This is a genomic window from Streptomyces sp. NPDC001980, from assembly GCF_040296885.1.
Lineage (GTDB): Bacteria > Actinomycetota > Actinomycetes > Streptomycetales > Streptomycetaceae > Streptomyces.
This window is the reverse complement of the sequence record NZ_JBEOYD010000002.1, coordinates 247267-264764: the sequence shown is the minus strand read 5'-3', so window position 1 is coordinate 264764 and position 17498 is coordinate 247267. Positions and strand designations below refer to the sequence as shown.

The 17498-nt window shown below is 71.6% G+C and carries 18 protein-coding genes; 5 read left to right on the top strand and 13 right to left on the bottom strand.

What is annotated here, in order from left to right:
* Position 1: 1 nt before the first annotated feature.
* From ABT137_RS03575 to ABT137_RS03555, 5 genes are read right to left on the bottom strand one after another with little or no spacing between them, the layout of a single operon-like run.
* Entirely contained in the window at positions 2-403 is a 402-nt protein-coding gene (locus tag ABT137_RS03575; protein WP_089104855.1) for a cobalamin B12-binding domain-containing protein, read from the bottom strand.
* Positions 403-1980 (bottom strand): methylmalonyl-CoA mutase family protein, encoded by a 1578-nt coding sequence (locus tag ABT137_RS03570; protein WP_351701759.1) that lies wholly within the window; start codon positions 1978-1980, stop codon positions 403-405. The genes ABT137_RS03575 and ABT137_RS03570 overlap by 1 nt, the downstream gene beginning before the upstream one ends.
* A complete protein-coding gene (locus tag ABT137_RS03565; protein ID WP_351701756.1) occupies positions 1977-3419 on the bottom strand; it encodes a FadD3 family acyl-CoA ligase in 1443 nt (480 codons plus the stop codon). The genes ABT137_RS03570 and ABT137_RS03565 overlap by 4 nt, the downstream gene beginning before the upstream one ends.
* Positions 3416-4594, bottom strand: a complete 1179-nt coding sequence (locus ABT137_RS03560; protein ID WP_351701753.1) for an amidohydrolase family protein — start codon at positions 4592-4594, stop codon at positions 3416-3418. Before ABT137_RS03560 ends, ABT137_RS03565 begins: the two co-directional genes overlap by 4 nt.
* Positions 4595-4629: 35 nt before the next feature.
* Positions 4630-6192 (bottom strand): AMP-binding protein, encoded by a 1563-nt coding sequence (locus tag ABT137_RS03555; protein WP_351701750.1) that lies wholly within the window; start codon positions 6190-6192, stop codon positions 4630-4632.
* 82 nt (positions 6193-6274) lie between these two features.
* On the opposite strand from ABT137_RS03555, the gene ABT137_RS03550 reads away from it, so the two are divergent.
* From ABT137_RS03550 to ABT137_RS03540, 3 genes are read left to right on the top strand one after another with little or no spacing between them, the layout of a single operon-like run.
* Positions 6275-7258 (top strand): 2Fe-2S iron-sulfur cluster-binding protein, encoded by a 984-nt coding sequence (locus ABT137_RS03550; protein WP_351701747.1) that lies wholly within the window; start codon positions 6275-6277, stop codon positions 7256-7258.
* A 47-nt stretch (positions 7259-7305) separates the two neighbouring features.
* Positions 7306-8025, top strand: a complete 720-nt coding sequence (locus ABT137_RS03545) for an enoyl-CoA hydratase/isomerase family protein (RefSeq protein WP_351701744.1) — start codon at positions 7306-7308, stop codon at positions 8023-8025.
* A complete protein-coding gene (locus ABT137_RS03540; RefSeq protein ID WP_351701741.1) occupies positions 8015-8749 on the top strand; it encodes an alpha/beta hydrolase fold domain-containing protein in 735 nt (244 codons plus the stop codon). The genes ABT137_RS03545 and ABT137_RS03540 overlap by 11 nt, the downstream gene beginning before the upstream one ends.
* 37 nt (positions 8750-8786) lie before the next feature.
* On the opposite strand, the gene ABT137_RS03535 is transcribed toward ABT137_RS03540, so the two are convergent.
* The 4 genes from ABT137_RS03535 to ABT137_RS03520 all read right to left on the bottom strand — a co-directional run bounded on the left by ABT137_RS03535 (position 8787) and on the right by ABT137_RS03520 (position 13229).
* Entirely contained in the window at positions 8787-9971 is a 1185-nt protein-coding gene (locus tag ABT137_RS03535) for an alpha/beta hydrolase family protein (protein ID WP_351701738.1), read from the bottom strand.
* Positions 9972-10319: 348 nt separating this feature from the next.
* Complete coding sequence (locus tag ABT137_RS03530) at positions 10320-11582, bottom strand: metal-dependent hydrolase family protein (protein WP_351701735.1); 1263 nt, start codon at positions 11580-11582, stop codon at positions 10320-10322.
* The gene (locus tag ABT137_RS03525; protein WP_217562114.1) at positions 11582-11911 is read right to left on the bottom strand and encodes a hypothetical protein; all 330 of its coding nucleotides are present in this window, start codon (positions 11909-11911) and stop codon (positions 11582-11584) included. Before ABT137_RS03525 ends, ABT137_RS03530 begins: the two co-directional genes overlap by 1 nt.
* A 34-nt stretch (positions 11912-11945) precedes the next feature.
* Positions 11946-13229 carry an aromatic ring-hydroxylating oxygenase subunit alpha gene (locus ABT137_RS03520; RefSeq protein WP_351701732.1) on the bottom strand — a complete coding sequence of 428 codons (1284 nt, stop codon included), beginning with the start codon at positions 13227-13229 and terminating at the stop codon, positions 11946-11948.
* A gap of 124 nt (positions 13230-13353) precedes the next feature.
* Here ABT137_RS03520 and ABT137_RS03515 point away from each other — a divergent pair, with 124 nt between their 5' ends.
* On the top strand, positions 13354-13725 hold the full coding sequence (locus ABT137_RS03515; RefSeq protein ID WP_351701729.1) for a carboxymuconolactone decarboxylase family protein: 372 nt from the start codon (positions 13354-13356) through the stop codon (positions 13723-13725).
* Positions 13722-14573 carry an NAD(P)-dependent oxidoreductase gene (locus ABT137_RS03510; protein ID WP_351701726.1) on the top strand — a complete coding sequence of 284 codons (852 nt, stop codon included), beginning with the start codon at positions 13722-13724 and terminating at the stop codon, positions 14571-14573. The genes ABT137_RS03515 and ABT137_RS03510 overlap by 4 nt, the downstream gene beginning before the upstream one ends.
* Here ABT137_RS03510 and ABT137_RS03505 read toward each other — a convergent pair.
* The 4 genes from ABT137_RS03505 to ABT137_RS03490 form a co-directional block, all read right to left on the bottom strand.
* Positions 14549-15157 (bottom strand): TetR/AcrR family transcriptional regulator, encoded by a 609-nt coding sequence (locus ABT137_RS03505; protein WP_351701724.1) that lies wholly within the window; start codon positions 15155-15157, stop codon positions 14549-14551. The two genes, ABT137_RS03510 and ABT137_RS03505, sit on opposite strands and share 25 nt — an antisense overlap.
* Positions 15158-15246: 89 nt before the next feature.
* The gene (locus ABT137_RS03500; RefSeq protein ID WP_351701721.1) at positions 15247-16062 is read right to left on the bottom strand and encodes an NAD(P)-dependent oxidoreductase; all 816 of its coding nucleotides are present in this window, start codon (positions 16060-16062) and stop codon (positions 15247-15249) included.
* A 16-nt stretch (positions 16063-16078) separates the two neighbouring features.
* Positions 16079-16579, bottom strand: coding sequence for a DoxX family protein (locus tag ABT137_RS03495; RefSeq protein WP_351701718.1), 501 nt, complete (start codon positions 16577-16579; stop codon positions 16079-16081).
* On the bottom strand, positions 16572-17486 hold the full coding sequence (locus ABT137_RS03490; protein WP_351701715.1) for an alpha/beta fold hydrolase: 915 nt from the start codon (positions 17484-17486) through the stop codon (positions 16572-16574). Before ABT137_RS03490 ends, ABT137_RS03495 begins: the two co-directional genes overlap by 8 nt.
* Between the last annotated feature and the right edge of the window lie 12 nt (positions 17487-17498).

Here is a 17498-nt window from a genome sequence, read left to right as displayed (position 1 = left end):
GTCAGCCCTCCTGGGCAGTCAGTGCGCGGATGTCCGCGACGATGGCGTGCAGCGGGGTACCGGTGGGAAACACGGCCGCCGCTCCGGCCTCCCGCAGCAGCGCCACGTCGGCGGCCGGGATCGTGCCGCCGACGACGACGGGGATGTCGTGCGCTCCCGCCGCGCGCAGCCCGCTGACGGTGCGGCGGGTCAGCGTGACATGGGCGCCGGAGAGGATCGACAGGCCGACCACGGCCACGTCCTCCTGGACGGCGGTGGCGACGATGTCCGCCACCCGCCACCGGATGCCCGTGAACACCACCTCGAACCCGGCGTCACGAAGCCCGCGCGCCACCAGCTTTGCCCCGCGGTCGTGCCCGTCGAGCCCGGGCTTTGCGACGAGCACCCGCACCGGCGCGGTCATCAGAACACCACCGGCTGCCGGAACTCGCCCCACACCTGGCGCAGGGCTCCGGCGATCTCGCCGACCGTGCAGTAGGCGTTGGCACACGCGATCAGGGGATCCATCAGGTTGGTGTCTCCTTCGGCGGCGCGTTTCAGCTCGGTGAGGCGGGCCCGTACCGCTGCGCCGCTGCGTTCGCCCTTGACCTGGGCGAGCCGCTTGAGCTGCCGTTCCCGTCCTTCGGGGTCGAGTTCGTAGGTGGCCAGGTCGGGCGGGGGCTCCTCGGCGGTGAAGCGGTTGACGCCGACGACGGGCCGTTGCCCGGAGTCGACCTCCTGGTGCAGCCGCCAGGCTTCGTCGGCGATGAGCCCCTGGAGGTAGCCGTCCTCGATGCAGCGGACCATTCCGCCGTGCGCCTCCAGATCGGCCATGATCGCGGTGATCCGCTCCTCCGTGGCGTCGGTGAGCGCCTCCACGAAGTACGAGCCGCCCAGCGGGTCGGCCACCCGTGCCACCCCCGTCTCGTGGGCGAGGATCTGCTGGGTGCGCAGGGCGAGTGTCGCGGACTCCTCGCTGGGCAGCGCGAACGGCTCGTCCCAGGCGGCGGTGAACATCGACTGCACGCCGCCGAGCACGGAGGCGAGGGCCTCGTAGGCGACGCGCACGGTGTTGTTGCGGGCCTGCGGCGCGTACAGCGAGGCCCCGCCGGCCACGCAGCCGAAGCGGAACATGCACGCCTTGTCGGTCCGCGCGCCGAACCGCTCGCGCACGATGGTCGCCCATCTCCGGCGTCCCGCACGGTACTTGGCGATCTCCTCGAAGAAGTCGCCGTGCGTGTAGAAGAAGAAGGAGATCTGCGGGGCGAACTCGTCGATGGTCATACGCCCGCGTTCCAGCACGGTTTCGCAGTACGTCACCCCGTCGGCGAGGGTGAACGCCATCTCCTGCACGGCGTTGGCGCCCGCGTCCCGGAAGTGCGCTCCCGCGACCGAGATCGCGTTGAAACGGGGTACCTCGGCGGCGCAGAACTCAATGGTGTCGGCGATGAGTCTGAGCGAGGGCGTGGGCGGCCAGATCCAGGTGCCGCGCGAGGCGTACTCCTTGAGGATGTCGTTCTGGATGGTCCCGGTCAGCTTCGCGCGCGGGATGCCGCGCTTCTCGGCGGCGGCGACGTAGAAGGCGAGCAGAATGGCCGCCGTGCCGTTGATGGTGAAGCTGGTGCTGATCCGGTCCAGCGGGATCGTGTCGAAGAGGACCTCGGCGTCGGCGAGGGTGTCGAGGGCGACTCCCACCCGCCCGACCTCGTCCGTGTACTCCGGGTCGTCGGAGTCGTAGCCGCACTGGGTGGGCAGGTCGAGCGCCACCGACAGGCCGGTGCCGCCCTGGTCAAGGAGGTAGCGGTAGCGGCGGTTGGACTCCTCGGGAGTGCCGAAGCCCGAGTACTGGCGCAGGGTCCAGGTGCGGCCGCGGTAGCCGGTGGGGTAGTTGCCGCGGGTGAAGGGGAAGGCGCCGGGGGAGGGGGGTTCGGCGTGCAGGTCGGCGGGGCCGTAGACCGGCTTGAGGGGGATACCGGACGCGGTGCGGGGGTCGTCGGTCATGACAGCTGGTCCTTCATCACCTTGCCGGTGGCGTTCAGCGGCAGCTCGGAGCGGAACTCGACCTGCCTGGGCACCTTGAAGCCGGCCATCCGCTCCCTTGCCCACGCGATCAGTTCGGCCTCCGTCACCGTGCCGCGGGGCACCACGAACGCCTTGCCGACCTGGCCCATCCGCGCGTCGGGCACACCGATCACGGCGGCCTGGGCGACGGCCGGGTGCCGGAGCAGGAAGCCCTCGATCTCGGCCGGGTAGGCGTTGAAGCCGCCGACGATGAACATGTCCTTCTTGCGTCCGACGATCCTCAGCCGCCCGTCGCCGTCGAGCTCGCCCAGGTCCCCGGTGTGCAGCCAGCCGTCGGCGTCGACGGCCTCGGCGGTCGCCTCGGGGTCGTCGAGGTAACCGAGCATGACGGAGTAGCCGCGCACGAGGACCTCCTGGTCCTCGGCGAGGCGCACCTCGAAGCCCTCGCAGGGTCTGCCCACGGTCGTGGCGACGGCCTCGTAGGGGTCGCCGGGCCGGGACGCGGTGACGGTGCCGGCCTCGGTGAGCCCGTAGCCGGTCATGAGGTGGGTGAAGGGCAGCTCGGTGGTGATACGGCGGACCAGCTCGACCGGGATGTCGGCGGAGCCGGTCACCGCGACCCGGAGCGAGGACAGGTCGTGCCCGGCACCCGTCTGGAGCAGCGAGTGGTACAGCGTCGGCGGGCCCGGCAGGATCGTCACCCGCTCCCGCTCCACCAGGTCCAGGACGCGGTCCACGTCGAAGACGGCGACCGGGAGGACGGTCGCGCCCCTGATCACGGAGGCGACCAGGCCCGCCTTGTAGCCGAAGATGTGGAAGAACGGGTTGACGATCAAGTAGCGGTCGCCCTGACGGAGTTGGGCCAGGTCGCACCACTCGGCGTACAGGCGGAGGGTCTGGCCGTGGGTGGTCATCACGCCCTTGGGACGGCCGGTCGTGCCGGAGGTGAAGATGATGTCGGCGACGTCGTCCGCGCCGACCTCGCGCTCCAGCGGCTCCCCGGAGCCCAGGAACCCGTCCGTCCGCACGTCGATGACGGGAACGCCGGGAGGGCCGGTGAACTCCCGGTCCAGGAAGCCGTTCTGGACGCACAGCACCTTGGCGCCGCTGCGGACGACGATGTCGTGGGCCTCCTCGTCCCGGAACCTGGTGTTCACCGGCACGAGCACGCCTCCCGCGGTGAGCGCGCCGAACGCGGCCACCGCCCACTCGGCCGAGTTCGGCGCCCACACCGCGACCCGGTCGCCGGGCCCGACGCCCACCGAGGCGAACGCCCCGGCGGTGCGCCGCACCCGATCGGCCAGATCGGTGAAGGTGAGCCGCAGATCGCCGTCGACCACGGCCTCCGCGTCCCCGAACCGGTCGGCGGCGCTGCGCACCAGTTCGGGGATGCTGCGCCACGGCATCGTCGCGGTCATGCGTCGATCAGCCGGGCGAGGTTGCCGCCCATGACCCTGGCCTTGTCGGCCTCGGTCAGCTTGGCCAGGTGGTCCACGTAGGTGACCGGGTCGGCCAGGCCCTCCGGGTGGGGGTAGTCGGAGCCGAACAGGACCCGCTCGATGCCGATGAGGTCGCCGAGCCGGGCCATGTCCTCCTCCCAGAACGGGCTGATGTGGATGTTCCGCCGGAAGACCTCGACCGGGTCCTCCTGGAACTCGTGGGGCATCTTCTTGTGCACGTCCGCCAGCCGACCGAGCAGCGGCTCCACCCAGGAGGCACCGTTCTCGATCACCGCGACCTTCAGCTCCGGGAACCGGGAGAGCGTGCCGTGGCAGATCAGCGACGAGACCGCGTCCTCGATCGGCCGCCACTCGTTGACCTGGCGGAACGCGTTCGGCTTGAAGGGCAGGAACTCGCGCGTGTTGCCCTCCCAGTCGTTGGCGTAGCGGGCGTAGCCGCTGTCGGAGGAGTGGAAGGCGACCAGCACGCCGGTCTCGACGACCCGCTTCCAGAACGGGTCGAACTCCGGCAGCGCGAAGGAGCGGGTGGCACCGAATCCGGGCACGGGCGCGGGGCGGACCAGGATGGCGCGGGCGCCCCGCTCCACCACCCAGTCGAGCTCGTCGATCGCCTTCTCCACGATGGGGAGGGTGATGACCGGCACGGTGAAGATGCGGTCCTTGTAGGTGAAGGACCAGGTGTCGTGCAGCCATTCGTTGAGGGCGTGGATGACCGCGTGGATCAGCTCCGGGTCGTCCTTCATGCGCTCCTCGATGAGGCTCGCGAGGGTGGGGAACATCAGGCTGCGCTGGATGCCCAGTTCGTCCATGAGCTCCAGGCGCGGGGCCGGTTCGCGGAAGGCCGGCACGGAGCGCATCGGCTCGCCGAAAATCTCCCGCCGGGTCTTGCCGGTCGGGTTGCCGACCTTGAAGTACTCCTCCATGGCGCCGGGGCGGGCGACTACGTCGAAGGTGGGATTGGGGATGTACTCGCTGATCTGCCCACGGATCGCGATCTTCGTGCGGCCCCGGACGGTCACGTACTCGATGGCCCCGTCGTACTCCTTGGGCAGGTACTTCGTGAGCGCTTCCTGCGTCTCGTAGAGGTGGTTGTCCGCGTCGAACAGCGGATACGCGAGTGCGCGAGAGGGCATGAGATCCTCCTTCACCAATCTTGAGAATCGTATTCTCACTGTGCGGTAGTGGCAATATTCCGCCGGAGCTCGAACTTCTTGACCTTGCCGCTCGGTGTCCGGGGGAAGTCGTCGACCGCGCGGATCTCCTCGGGCCACTTCTGCCGGGCCAGCCCCGAGCGCTGGAAGTGCGTGCGCACCTCGGCCAGGACCGGCGCGGACCAGCCGGGGCGCATCCGCAGCACGGCCGCGGCCCGCTCCCCCAGGCGTGGATCGGGTACGGCGACCACGGCCGCCTCGGCCACTCCGGGCAGGCCGAGCAGCACCTCCTCGACCTCCAGGGCGCTGATGTTCTCGCCACCGCGGATGATGACGTCCGCCTTGCGGTCGGTGATGGTCAGGTATCCGTCGGCGTCGAGCACGCCGATGTCGCCGGTGCGGTACCAGCCGTCCTGGTCGAAGGCGGCGGCGGTCAGGGCGGGGTCGGTGTAGCCGAGGCAGAGGTCGGGGCCGCGGGTGAGGATCTCGCCGTCCTCGGCCAGCCTCAGCTCGACGCCGGGCAGGGGGAGTCCGTCGGTGTGCAGCCGCTTGGCGGTGGGGCCGTCGTAGGGGGTGCAGGTCACGGACGGGTGCTCCGTGGAGCCGTAGGCCCGGAAGACGCCGATACCCAGGGACTCCAGCCGGGTCGTGACGGCGGAGGCGACGGAAGCGCCGCCCAGACCGGCGTACTTGAGGTGCGCGATGTGCTCCGGTGTGCAGTCGGGGTGGTCGAGCAGGCTCGTCATGTAGTACGTCGCTCCCCCGCCGACCGTGAGCCCCTCGGCCCGCATCAGCGCGAGCGCCTGGGCAGGGTTCCAGGTGTCGCCGAGGTTGACCGGGGTGCCGTCGAGGACGGGGATGAGAAAGGCGTTGATCATGCCGATGAAGTGGCCGACCGGCGCCACGGTGAACTGCCGCCCCCGGTCGGGCGGGTAGCTCGCGGCCAGTTGACGGGTCTCGTAGCCCAGGGTCCGGTGACTGTGGATCACACCTTTCGGGTCCCGGGTGGTGCCCGAGGTGAAGGCGATGAGCGCGGGGGCGTCCGGGTCGACGGGCAGGACGCGGGCCAGGGGTTCGTCGGCGAGCAGCGCGTCGAAGTCACGGCCCACGACGCCGACGACCGGCACGTCCGTGCACAGCTCCGGGCGGAACTCGGACCGGCCGAAGCGCCCGGCCGCGAAGAACACCTTGGGGCGCGTCGCGCCGAGGATGTAGCCGACTTCCTTGGGCCCGTAGAAGTGGACGACCGGCACGACCACCGCCCCCAGGAAGGCGGCGGCCCAGAACACGGCCGCGGCCTCGACCCAGTTGGGCAGCTGCATGGCGACCACGTCGCCGGGGCCCACCCCGCGCGCCCGTAGCCCGGCGGCGAGCCGCCGCGCCACCCGCTCGACGTCGGCGAAGGTCCCGGCCCACGGCCGTACCTCGGAGTGCACACGGAACTCCACGTCCCCCGCCGTGGCCAGCCCGGCGGTCAGCAGCTCGCCGAGGGTCTCGCGGGTCCACCAGCCCTCGGCCTCGTAACGCGCCGGCAGTCCGGGGGGCAGCGGTCGCAGGGCACCGAGGGAAGTTGTCGACATGACAGGGGATCTCCTCGTCGCAGTCACCATTGCACCTGTAGGAGAATTGCACTCTCCCATAGCGAGAAGGTAAGTTCCATACATGGCACGGGACCACGGCTTCCATCCGGTGCGGATCACCCGGATCGTCGACGAGACGCCGGACACGCGCACCTTCGCCCTCGACGCGCCGTTCCCCTACCGGGCCGGACAGTTCCTGACCTTCAAGGTGTGCGGCACGCTGCGCAGTTACTCGATGTCGTCCTCGCCCGACACCGACGGCGAGCTGTGCGTGACGGTGAAGCGGGTGCCGGGCGGCCTGGTCTCCGGCTGGATGCACACGGAGCTGCGGCCCGGCGACACCCTTGAGGTCACCAGGCCCGGCGGCTCCTTCTGCCTGCGCACGGAGGCGACGGACCGGCCGCTGGTCGGATACGCCGGCGGGAGCGGGATCACACCGGTGTTCTCCCTGGTCAAGAGCGCACTGGCGACAACACGCCGCGAGGTCCGGCTGCTGACGGCCCATCAGAGCGTCGGCTCGGCCATCTTCCGCGAGGCACTCGGCGCCCTGGCCGCTCGCCATCCCGGTCGGCTCCGCATCCACGATCACCTCGACGACCGGGACGGACTGGTCGAAGCCGACGCGATACGAGCCCTCGCCGACGGCGACGCGGACCACTATCTCTGCGGGCCGGAGCCGTTCATGGCACTGGTCGAGAGCACGCTGCTCGCGGCCGGGACGCCCGCCGGGCGGATCTTCGTCGAGCGGTTCACGCCGGTGGCGGCCGCCGGGTCGTCGGCCGAGCCCGTCCCGGGCACCGTCACCGTCGGCCTGCGCGGTCAGCGCCGTACCGTGCCGCAACGCGCGGGCGAGACCCTGCTGCAGAGCGCGCGCCGGGCCGGCTTCACCCCGCCCTTCTCCTGCGAGTCCGGGGACTGCGCCACCTGCATGGCACGGCTGACCGACGGCGAGGCCAAGATGCGCGTGAACAACGCCCTGGAACCGGACGAGATCGCCGAGGGCTATGTGCTCACCTGCCAGGCCGAACCCACGACCGCCGAGGTGACCGTCGTCTACGAGGACTGACGCCCGCCGAACCATCGGCACCCGCCCGTTCGACCGGAAGGCCACGCATGGTTGATCTGGAAATGGAGGACGGCCTGGCCGTCGTCACCATCGACCGCCCGCGCGCCCGCAACGCCATCGACCCCGCCACCATGGGCGAACTCGACAAGGCCCTGGACTCTGCCGAGGGGGCGAAAACGCTGGTGGTGACCGGCGCCGGCGACAAGGCGTTCGTGTCCGGCGGCGACCTCAAGGAGCTGGCGCGGCTGCGCACCGAGGACGAGGCGGCCGGGATGGCACTGCGGATGCGGGCGCTGTGCGACCGGATCGCCGCCTTCCCCGGCCCGGTGGTGGCCGCCCTCAACGGGCACGCCTTCGGCGGCGGCGCCGAGGTCGCGGTCGCCGCCGACATCCGTATCGCCGCCGACGACATCCGCATCGGCTTCAACCAGACGAAGCTCGCCATCGTGCCCGCGTGGGGCGGCGCCGAGCGGCTGGCCCGGCTGGTGGGGCCGGGCCGGGCGCTGCTGCTGGCGGGCACCGGACGTGTCCTGGAGGCCGCCGAGGCCGAGCGGCTGGGCCTGGTCGACCTGGTGCTGCCCCGCGCCGGATTCGCCGGCGGATGGCGGGAGACGGCTCGGGCACTCGCCACCGCGCAGGCCCGCGAGATCAAGAACCTCACCACCCGGGCCCGGCCGCCGCACGAGGCCGCGGCGGTCTTCGCCCGGCTCTGGGTGTCCGACGAACACTGGCAGGCGGCGGAGAAGGTGATGTCCCGTGGCAGGTGAGATCCACGTCGAGGAAGGGCCGTTCGGGCCGGAGGTACGGACCGAGGGCGCGGCCGTGGAGCAGACGGTGCTGTATCTGCACGGCGACCCGCGGCTCGCGGGCACCCCGCGGGACGCCCTGCCCACGGCACGCGCGCTGGCCCGGCACACCGGCTACGCGATCGTGTGCGCCCGCTACCGGCTCCGCTTCCCCGAGGCCCTGGAGGACGTGTACGCGGCCTGGGAGCACTGCCACGGCCGGGGGCCCGCGGCCGTGGCCGGCAAGCGGCTGGGCGGCGCCCTCGCCACCGGTCTGCTGCTGCGGCTGCGCGACGAGGGGGCCGCTCCGCCGTCCTGTGCGGTGCTGTCGTCGCCGGTACTGGACTTCACCCTGGACGCGTCGAGCCTGCTGCTCAACGCGGCCGCCGACCGCACGGTGGACGCGGAGGCCCTGACCGTCCGGGCGGCCGCGTACGCAGGCCCGACGCCGCGCACCCACCCACTGCTCAGCCCACTGCACGGCAACCTCCACGGCCTGCCACCGATCCAGCTGCACGCGGCGGGCACGGAAATGCTCCTGGACGACACGCTGTCCCTCGCGACCCGGGCGGCACACTCGGGGGTCGAGGTCGACATGCGGATCTACGAGGACTCTTCCGCCCAGGGACTCAGGCAGCTGGAAGCGACAGCGGCCTTTCTGCGCACCTGGTGCTCGACCGGCCTGGTCATTCCCCACCGGGGCTGAACGACACGGCGGTCCGGACGGTCGCGGTGGACGTCGTCTACACCGGGTCCCGGAAGACGACCTCGGGATGGGCGGCTGTGGGGCCGTCGAGGATCGGCTGTGGCATGTCCCGCAGGTGGAGGTCGAAGAAGGCGGTCACGTAGTCGCGGGTGATGAGCCACCCGCGTGCTCCCGAGAGCGGGACCGCCGGGTCCGACAGCCCCAACTGGTCGGCCAGGTAAGGCAGGTCGGTGAAGGAGAAGTGTTCGGCTCCGGTGACGGTCAGCCAGCGTCTCCAGCCTTTCAGGTGGCTCCACGCGTCAGGCCAGTCGGTGGCGTCGCTGTCGGGACTGTGCGTGGACTCGGCGCCGATCATCATGAACGGGCGTCGGCCGAGTCCTCCCCCGGCAGGATGGACGAAGAAGTCCCCGTCGAGATCGGCCCCGGCACGTACGCGATGGTCCGCGGACATGGTCGCTGCGGCAGCAGCTCCGCCGATCGAATGCCCGGCGATCCCGATACGGCGAGGGTCGATCATGCGGGACAGCACCCCGGTTCCCCGGTGGCCCGTCAGCTCGTCGATCACGAAGGACAGGTCCGCGGCCCGGCCGCGCACGACGCCCGCCTCCTCTGCACGGGTGTCGACCTGTTCGCATGCCGCACAGGTCAGGATCCGGCCTCCCGGAAATTCCGTACCGACAGATTCGTAGGCGTGATCCACCGATGCGACGACATAGCCGCGGCCGGCCAGATCGTCGGCAAGTGCGGTGAGTGTGCTGCGCGGCATCGAGAATCCGGGAGAAAGCAGCACCAAGGGGAAACGGCCCGGCGCCGGGGAAGCGGAGACATGCGCATGGGTATGCGTTCCGGCGACGGTCGCGGCCGGCACGATCCCGCTCAGTCCTCTCGCCTCCAGAAGGAGTCGTGCCTCGTCGACGGTCATGTACGCCGCCGGTGGGCCACCGGCCGAGCGTGCCGGGTAGGACACGGACACCATCAGTTCCCGGTTCCCCGCCGTCGGCACCCAGGGGTCGGGGCGATACCGGTCGACCAGGTGCAGGACCCGGCGGCCCACCGGGTACGGGCCGACGGGAAGGGGTAACGTCAGTTCACTGGCGTCCGCGCCCCGGGTCGGCATGCGCCGGCCGCGAGTCGAGGAGACAGTGGCGGCGCCCAGGAGTGGAGCGGACAGGCCGAGGGTGAGCAGAGCGGCCAGGGCCGCCCTGCGCGATCTTGTGGTCATGGAACCGAGGCTAGGCTCCGGCCCGTTCCCAAATCGTCCCTCCTCAGCGGTACTTGGGCATGCGACCGGAGACCGACCCCGAGCGGGCCGGATGTCACCACAGGATGAGAGCGGCACTCCGGACACAGCCCCGCCCCGGTCACCACTCCCCACCCGCACACGATCCCGGTCTCAGCACCACAGCGCCCCGGTCGGTTCGGCGGGCAGGCGCCGCACGCCCCGCTCGCCGGTCTGCTTCGGCACCGGTCGGGTGCCGCCGCCCGCCCGCGGGCTCCCACCCACCGCACGCTGCCCTCCCGCATCCCCTCAGCCTGGCCGACGACCGGCGTTCGTAGCCCCGTACGGCGGTCAGGATCCCTGCGTGTCGTCGCGGTACACCCGGCCGCCCTTCATCACGAAGCACACCTGCCCCGTGACGGACGGATCGGCGAGCGGGTCGCCGGGGACGGCGATGACGTCGGCGAGCAGGCCCGGCCGCAGCCGGCCCCGGTCGTCGGCGCCGATCAGCTCGGCGGCGACCGTCGTCGCGGACCGCAGGGCCTGGAGCGGCCGCATGCCCCGGTCCACGAGGGCGAGGAGCTCCAGGGACCCCTTGCCGTGCGGGATCGCGGGCGCGTCGGTGCCGAGGGCGACCTTGACGCCGCACCGGATCGCCCGGGCGGTGGACTCACGGGCGCGGGGAAAGACCTCGGCGGCCTTCGCCCGCAGTTCCGGGTCGGCGTGCTGGGTGTTCATGCCCTCGGTGAGATACGTGGTGGCGACCAGGAAGGTGCCGCGCTCCACCATCAGGTCGAGGGTGGCGTCGCTCGCGAGGAAGCCGTGCTCGATGCAGTCGATGCCGGCCTCGACGGCGGCCCGGATCGCCGAGTCCCCCATGCAGTGGGCGGCGACCCGCACGCCCGCCCGGTGTGCCTCGTCGACGATGGCGCGCAGTTCCTCGTCCGAGTACTGCTGCGCGCCCGCAGTGCCGGTATGTGACATCACACCGTTGGAGGCGCAGACCTTGATGACCTTCGCCCCGTACTTGATCTGGTACCGGACCGCCTTGCGCACCTCGGGCACGCCGTTGGCGATGCCCTCCTCCACGGTCAGCGGCAGCACGCCGGGCGCGAAGGCCTGGAACATGGTCGGGTCGAGGTGCCCGCCGGTCGGCGCGATCGCATGCCCGGCCGGCACCACGCGGGGCCCGTCCACCCACCCCAGGTCGATCGCCTTCTTCAGGGCGACGTCCAGGAGCACGCCGCCGGTCTGCACGAACAGACCGAGGTTCCGTACGGTCGTGTACCCCCGGTTCAGTGTGCGGCGGGCGTTGGCAACCGCGCGCAGGGTGCGCAGCGCGGGATCCTCCTGGACCGGGATCAGCGGGCTGCGGTGGTCGGGGCCGCCGAGGAAGAGGTTGACCTCCATGTCCATCAGGCCCGGCAGCAGGGTGACATCGCCGAGGTCCTGTACGAGGGTGCCCTCGGGGAGGCGGCCCGGCTCCACCTCGGCGATGTGCTCGCCGACCACCAACACCTCGCCCGGCTCGACCAGTTCGCCCTTGTCGACGTCGAGCAGCCGGGCCGCCCGCAGCAGTACGGGCGGCCGGGGTGCCGTCTCCCGCCCGGCCATCACACGGCGGGTTCGACGACGGCGTGGATGCCGGCGGGCCCGCTGTCCGGGACCCGCGGCTGGCCCCACGCCTCCACCGGGAAGGCGATGGTGACCAGCGAGCAGAACGCCCACAGCAGCCGCTTGTCCTGCTCGCCGATGTCCTCCATGCCGACCTGTTCCAGGTACGCGGTGCCCTTCTGCAGCAGCGGGAACGCCACGTCGTAGAAGGCCTGCAACTCCTCCATGGTGCTGGCGACGCGCTTGGCGTAGCGGGCGCGCTCGCCCTGGATCGCCCAGTCCGCGAACGGCTCCAGCTCGTGGAACCCGTCGGGAAAGACCGTGGTCATGTCTGCACTCTCCCTGTCTGCTCGATGGGGCGTCTCAGGACGCGGGGGCCGGTGCCACCGGCTGCTCGTAGGCGCGCACGAACTGCCGTGCGGTGGCGTGCAGATGGCGCAGCAGGACCTCCTGGTCGCACAGCGGGAACTCGTCCACGGTGCGCGTCTCCAGCATGGTCTGGGTGGCTTCCAGGGTGTTGCCGTCCTGCAGGCCGTACTCCTTGAACGACACCACGGCGAGCTCCTGCTGGAGCCGCTGGAAGGCGTTCCGGGGCGGGACGAAGTAGCAGGTGCCCTCGAAGATGTGGGTGTTGTAGGACGTCGGCCAGTAGTGGTAGGTCAGCACCCAGTTCGGCCGCCAGACCAGCAGCATGAAGTTGGGGAAGAACACGAACGAGTCCATGCCCCAGACCTTGCTGCGCGTGGGGTTGACGGCCGGTGGCAGCTGCTCGGTGGTCAGGCCGATGTCGGGAGCTTCCCAGGGACCGAACAGGCCGCTGCGCAGGGCCCGTTCGACGGGTTTGACCATCGCCCGCTCCTTCGGCGGTGCGATGCCTCCCCAGGAGGAGACCATGCTGTGCGGGCCGTCGATGTCGTACGACAGCGCCTCGTAGCCGTACTTCTTGATCTTGGCGGCCTCTTCGGCCACGTACTGGCCCGCGTGCAGGATCGGCGCGTGGTAGAACTCGGCGAACGCGTCGATGAACAGCTTCCAGTTGCTGCCGATCTCGGCGCGGTACTTGTGCACCTGGGTGAGCTTGTGGAACGGGTAGCCCTCGATGCCGTGGGCGAACCGGCCGAGGTAGTCCCGCAGCGGTGTGGTGTTGTCGGGGTCGAGGTTGACGAAGACGAACCCCTCCCAGACGTCGGTCTGCACGGGCAGCAGCCCGTACTGGGACTTGTCGACGTCGAAGAACTCCGACTCCTGCTGGACGAAGGCCAGCTTGCCCTCCAGGTCGTAGCGCCAGGCGTGGTACTTGCAGGTGAAGGCGCGGCAGGTGCCCTTGGTCTCCTCGCGGGGGTAGTCGTCCCAGACGAGCTTGTTGCCGCGGTGGCGGCAGACGTTGTGGAAGGCACGCACCTCGCCGTCGGTGCCGCGCACGACGACGACGGAGGCACGGGCGGCGTCCAGCTCCTTGGTGAAGTAGCTCCCCTTGCGTGGCAGTTGTTCGACCCGCCCGACGTTCAGCCAGGTCCGCCGGAAGATGGCGTCCCGCTCCAGTTCGTAGAACTCCGGTGAGATCGAGTCCGTGTAGGAGACCGGCTCCGTACTGATGTTGAAGTGCTCGGTCCAGCTGCCCTCGGCGGGCTTCGGGAAGTGCGCCATGAGTGGGAACCTCCGGTCGGTTGACAGCCCCACGATAACAATCGTCTCTGATTTGGAGAATAGCGTTTCCGTATTCTGCATATGGAACCTATGGTCGGGGCATCGGCCACGGAGGGGATGACGGATGTACGACGACGCAGGGCAGCGGGCCGCACGGGCGGTGCGCCGTGAGGTGATCGGCGACGACGGCACGGCGGCAGCGGACACCCTGCCGGCCGGGTACCAGGACTTCGTCACGGCGACGGCCTGGGGGGTCTGGGCCCGCGGCGGGCCGCTGACCCGGCGCGACCGCAGTCTGCTGGTGCTGGCGATGACGGCCGCGACGGGCCGTATGGGCGCCTTCCGGATCCATCTGGAGGCGGCCCCGCGCGCCGGTGTCACCGACGCCGAGATCGACGAACTCCTCTTCCAGCTGACCGCCTACTGCGGCGCCCCGGCCGGGACCGAGGCCTCGGCGGTCCTGCGCGAGGTGCGCGCCGCCCGGGAGGCGGTGTGAGCGGGCGCGGGGCGGTGGGCTTCATCGGGCTGGGCAACATGGGCGGGGCGCTGGCCACGAACCTGGTGCGCGACGGCTTCGAGGTGGTGGCGTACGACGCCGCCGGTCCGGCCCGCACTCCGGTGGGCGCCCGCTGGGCGCCGGACCCGGCGGAGGTGGCCCGGGGCGCCGGCACGGTGGTGCTCAGCCTGCCGGACGGAACGGTCTGCGGAAAGGTCGTGGCCGACCTCCTGGCCGCCCGGGACCGGCGGGTCACGCACGTCGTGGACACCTCTACGGTGGGGGTGGCGGCCGCCCGTCATCTGGCCGCCACCGGGATGTCGTACGTCGACGCGCCCGTGTCGGGCGGAGTGGCGGGGGCACGCAAGCGCACCCTGATGGTCATGTACGCGGGCTCCGACGAGGCCTGCGCGCACGTCGAGCCGGTGCTCGCGGGGCTGAGCGACCGCAGGCGCCGGGTCGGCGACCGTCCCGGGCAGGCGCAGGCGTTGAAGCTCGCCAACAACTTCCTGTCCGCGACCGCGCTGGCGGCGGCCAGCGAGGCCGTGGCCTTCGCGCGGGCCGCCGGACTGGACATGGGTGTGCTGCTGGAGGTGCTCAACGCGTCCAGCGGCCGCAGCGGGGCCACGATCGACAAGTTCCCGCAGGAGATGCTGACCGGCCGCTACGCCTCCGGGTTCAGCAACACGCTGATGGCGAAGGACGTACGGCTATTCCTGCGCGAGGTGGACGAGTCGGGCGGCGCGGCGGCACTCGCCGCCGTCACGGACGCGGTGTGGGAGGCGTTCTCCACGGCCGAGCCGGGCGTCGACTTCACCCGTATCTATCCGTTCGTCAGCGGCAGTTGAGGCTCCGGCAGATGGGGCTCCGGGGCGCTGTCGGTGCCGAGCAGCACGGACAGCGCCTCGCGCACGATCCGGGGGTAGCGCTCGGCGTCCCGGTCGACGAGCCAGAGCTGGTGGACGCCTTCGATGAGGGCTAAAACGGCAGCCGCGGCGGTCCGCGGGTCCAGTCCGCTGGGCAGCCGCTCCCCGTAGCGCTCGATCAGATGGGCGGTGAGGTGCTCCTGGAGGGACCGGTTGCGTTCGCGGACGTAGCCGCAGGCCGGTTCCTGGCCGGTGACGGCCTCGGCGAGGACCACGGTCTGCACGGTGGCGAGCGAGGGATGGTGCACCTCGAAGGCCACCGCCTCGGCGAAGTCGCCGGCCCAGTCCTCCCCGAGCCTGCGTCCTGCGAGGTGCTCCCGGGCGAGCTCTTCGCGGAAGGCGAGGAGGTCGAGGAGCAGCCGCTTCTTGCTGGGGAAGTAGTGCAGCACGCCCTGCCGGGTGAGGCCGGCGCGCTCGGCGACCGCGTCGATCGAGGTGCCCTTGAACCCGCGTTCGGCGAAGACCTCCAGGGCCGCTTCCAGGATCTGCTGACGCCTCGCCGACACCACGTTGGGCCCCTTCCGCCGTTGGAGAGGTGCCCGCCCACACTATGTAGGCGCGCCTCGGCAGGGCGAGAGGGCGTACGGGATTGGCCTCATTTCCCCATCGCGGCCAGGGCGGCGAGCGCGGCCGCCCGGAGCGTTCCCGCCGCACCCGCACCGGCCGTGTCCGCGATGTCGGCGAACAGGCGGACGTCCTTGGCGAGCAGTCCGCCCGCGTGGGCGGCGATGCGGTCGAGGGTGCCGCCCGCGTCGGCGACCCGCTCCAGCGCGAAGCTGGCCGCGCTGCCGCGGGGCAGCACCCGGGTGAGCGCGGCCCGGTCCAGACCGAGGGCGGCACCCACGCCGAGCGCGTCGGCGGCGAGCCCCAACTGGGCGGTGAACAGCACGTTGTTGAGGATCTTCGCAAGCTGTCCGGAGCCGGTCGGGCCGAGGTGGACGACGGGGTCGCCGTAGGTCTCGAACACCGGGCGGCAGTAGGCGAAGACCTGGGGGTCGCCGCCCGCCATGACGAGGAGGGTGCCCTGTTCGGCGGCCCGGCCGCCCCCGCTGACCGGCGCGTCGAGGAGGGAGACGCCGGAGGTCCGGGCCAGTGCCTCCAGGCGGCGGCAGGTGTCGGGATGCACGGTGGAGTGGACGGCGATCACCCCGCCCCGGCGCAGCCCGGCGAGGACCCCGTCCGGTCCGGTGACCACCTGCTCGACGTCGGCGTCGTCGACGACGCACAGGCACACCAAATCGCTCGCCGCGGCCAGTTCGGCGGGCGAGCCGGCCGTCTTCGCGCCGCTGTCCGCGAACGGGGCCAGCGTGGCGGGCCTGCGGGCCCACAGGGTCGTCTCGTGTCCCGCCCCGGCGATCCGCCGGGCCATGGGCGCACCCTGGCTGCCCAGTCCGATGAAGCCCACACGCACGGGGGCCCTCCTCACGTCAGGTCGTCTTCCGCGGACGCCAGAACACCGCCAGCAGACCGGCGGTGGCCACCACACCCACCGCGAGCACGACACCGGCGCCCGTCCATCCGGTCACCGTGATGTCCGCCGCCGTGTCGAGCGCGTACTTTCCCGGTCCCCAGGCGCCGAGCGCGACCGTGAGCGTGCCGAGGACGAGGACGTACTCGTAGCCCTCCTTGAACACGAAGAAGCCGTGCGGCCGGTGGGCGAGCAGTCCGGCGACCAGCATCACCGACAGCACGGCCGCGCAGGCGAGCGGGGTCAGCAGGCCCAGTGCGAGCAGGGCGCCCGCCCCGAGTTCGGTGAGGACGCTCAGCCAGGCCTGGAGCCGGGGCCGGGTGAGGCCGAGGCCGCCGAACCAGCGCGCGGTGCCGTCGATCCCGCCCGGGCCGCGCCAGTGGTTCCAGCCGTGTGCCGCCATGACCGCACCCAGCACGAGCCGTACGGCCAGCAGGGCGGTGTCCGAGGCCTCACCCATCCCGGTGCCGCCGCTCGGTGGGCAGCGCCTGGACGCCGAGCGCGCACTCCTCCACGAAGGCGAGGACGTGCAGGTGGTAGGCGAGTGCGGTGCGGCCGACGCTGGTGTTGTGGCCGGCGCCCGCCTGCTCGTGCAGGACGACCCGGGGCGACCCGGTGAACATCGAGGCGAGGTCGGCGAGTCCCTCGGGGCCGTTCGCCCACACCTGTTCGTGCTCGGCGAGGGTGATGTGGACGGGCACCGGCACCTGCGCCGAGAGCCGGGCGAACTCCTCCTGCCAGTTCTCCCGGAGTCCTTCGTAGGCGGGCGAGGCGGAGCCGATGTGCCGGCCGCCGTGCACGTCGGGCGGGTAGGCGTGCGGTGGATCCCACAGCGCGCGGCGGAGGTTGGGCCGGGTGCGGGTCGGGTCGCGCCGCCACTCCTCCATCGCCAGCACCGAACGGGGGTGGTGGACGCGGCCCATCCCGGCCAGCTCCACGCCGAGCAGGTCTGCGCCCCGCCGGTCGCTCGCCATGCGTACGGCGAGTTCGCAGCCCGCCGAGTGCGCCCACAGGAACACGCCGAGGCCGCGCTCGCGACCGTCCAGCAGTGCGGCCACGGCCTCGTAGGCGAAGTCGGTGCGCTGCTCGGGGGTGCCCATCCGGCCCTCGTGTCCGGCCGAACTGCCGTAGCCGGGGCGGTCCAGGGCCAGGACGGTGAAGCCCGCGGCGGCCGCGGTGCGCAGCAGGGAGAGCCGGGGGTGGCCGGGATGGTCGAAGTAGGCGGAGGTGGTGGCGCCGCCGTGCAGGGCCACGATCACGCCCTGCGGGCGAGGCGCCTCGGCGAGCAGCCCGGAGGCGGGCACTCCGTGCACGTCGGCCACCAGCCGCCGTACCGCGGAGGCGAGTTCGGGTTCGAGCGAGGTCATGCGACCGTCCTG

Coding starts and splice junctions, on each gene's coding strand:
- ABT137_RS03550 (WP_351701747.1), top strand. CDS start 6,275: ATGGCACGGGACCACGGCTTCCATCCGGTGCGGATCACCCGGATCGTC.
- ABT137_RS03555 (WP_351701750.1), bottom strand. CDS start 6,192: ATGTCGACAACTTCCCTCGGTGCCCTGCGACCGCTGCCCCCCGGACTG.
- ABT137_RS03565 (WP_351701756.1), bottom strand. CDS start 3,419: ATGACCGCGACGATGCCGTGGCGCAGCATCCCCGAACTGGTGCGCAGC.
- ABT137_RS03490 (WP_351701715.1), bottom strand. CDS start 17,486: ATGACCTCGCTCGAACCCGAACTCGCCTCCGCGGTACGGCGGCTGGTG.
- ABT137_RS03560 (WP_351701753.1), bottom strand. CDS start 4,594: ATGCCCTCTCGCGCACTCGCGTATCCGCTGTTCGACGCGGACAACCAC.
- ABT137_RS03535 (WP_351701738.1), bottom strand. CDS start 9,971: ATGACCACAAGATCGCGCAGGGCGGCCCTGGCCGCTCTGCTCACCCTC.
- ABT137_RS03520 (WP_351701732.1), bottom strand. CDS start 13,229: ATGGCGCACTTCCCGAAGCCCGCCGAGGGCAGCTGGACCGAGCACTTC.
- ABT137_RS03575 (WP_089104855.1), bottom strand. CDS start 403: ATGACCGCGCCGGTGCGGGTGCTCGTCGCAAAGCCCGGGCTCGACGGG.
- ABT137_RS03530 (WP_351701735.1), bottom strand. CDS start 11,582: ATGGCCGGGCGGGAGACGGCACCCCGGCCGCCCGTACTGCTGCGGGCG.
- ABT137_RS03570 (WP_351701759.1), bottom strand. CDS start 1,980: ATGACCGACGACCCCCGCACCGCGTCCGGTATCCCCCTCAAGCCGGTC.
- ABT137_RS03495 (WP_351701718.1), bottom strand. CDS start 16,579: ATGGGTGAGGCCTCGGACACCGCCCTGCTGGCCGTACGGCTCGTGCTG.
- ABT137_RS03525 (WP_217562114.1), bottom strand. CDS start 11,911: ATGACCACGGTCTTTCCCGACGGGTTCCACGAGCTGGAGCCGTTCGCG.
- ABT137_RS03545 (WP_351701744.1), top strand. CDS start 7,306: ATGGTTGATCTGGAAATGGAGGACGGCCTGGCCGTCGTCACCATCGAC.
- ABT137_RS03515 (WP_351701729.1), top strand. CDS start 13,354: ATGTACGACGACGCAGGGCAGCGGGCCGCACGGGCGGTGCGCCGTGAG.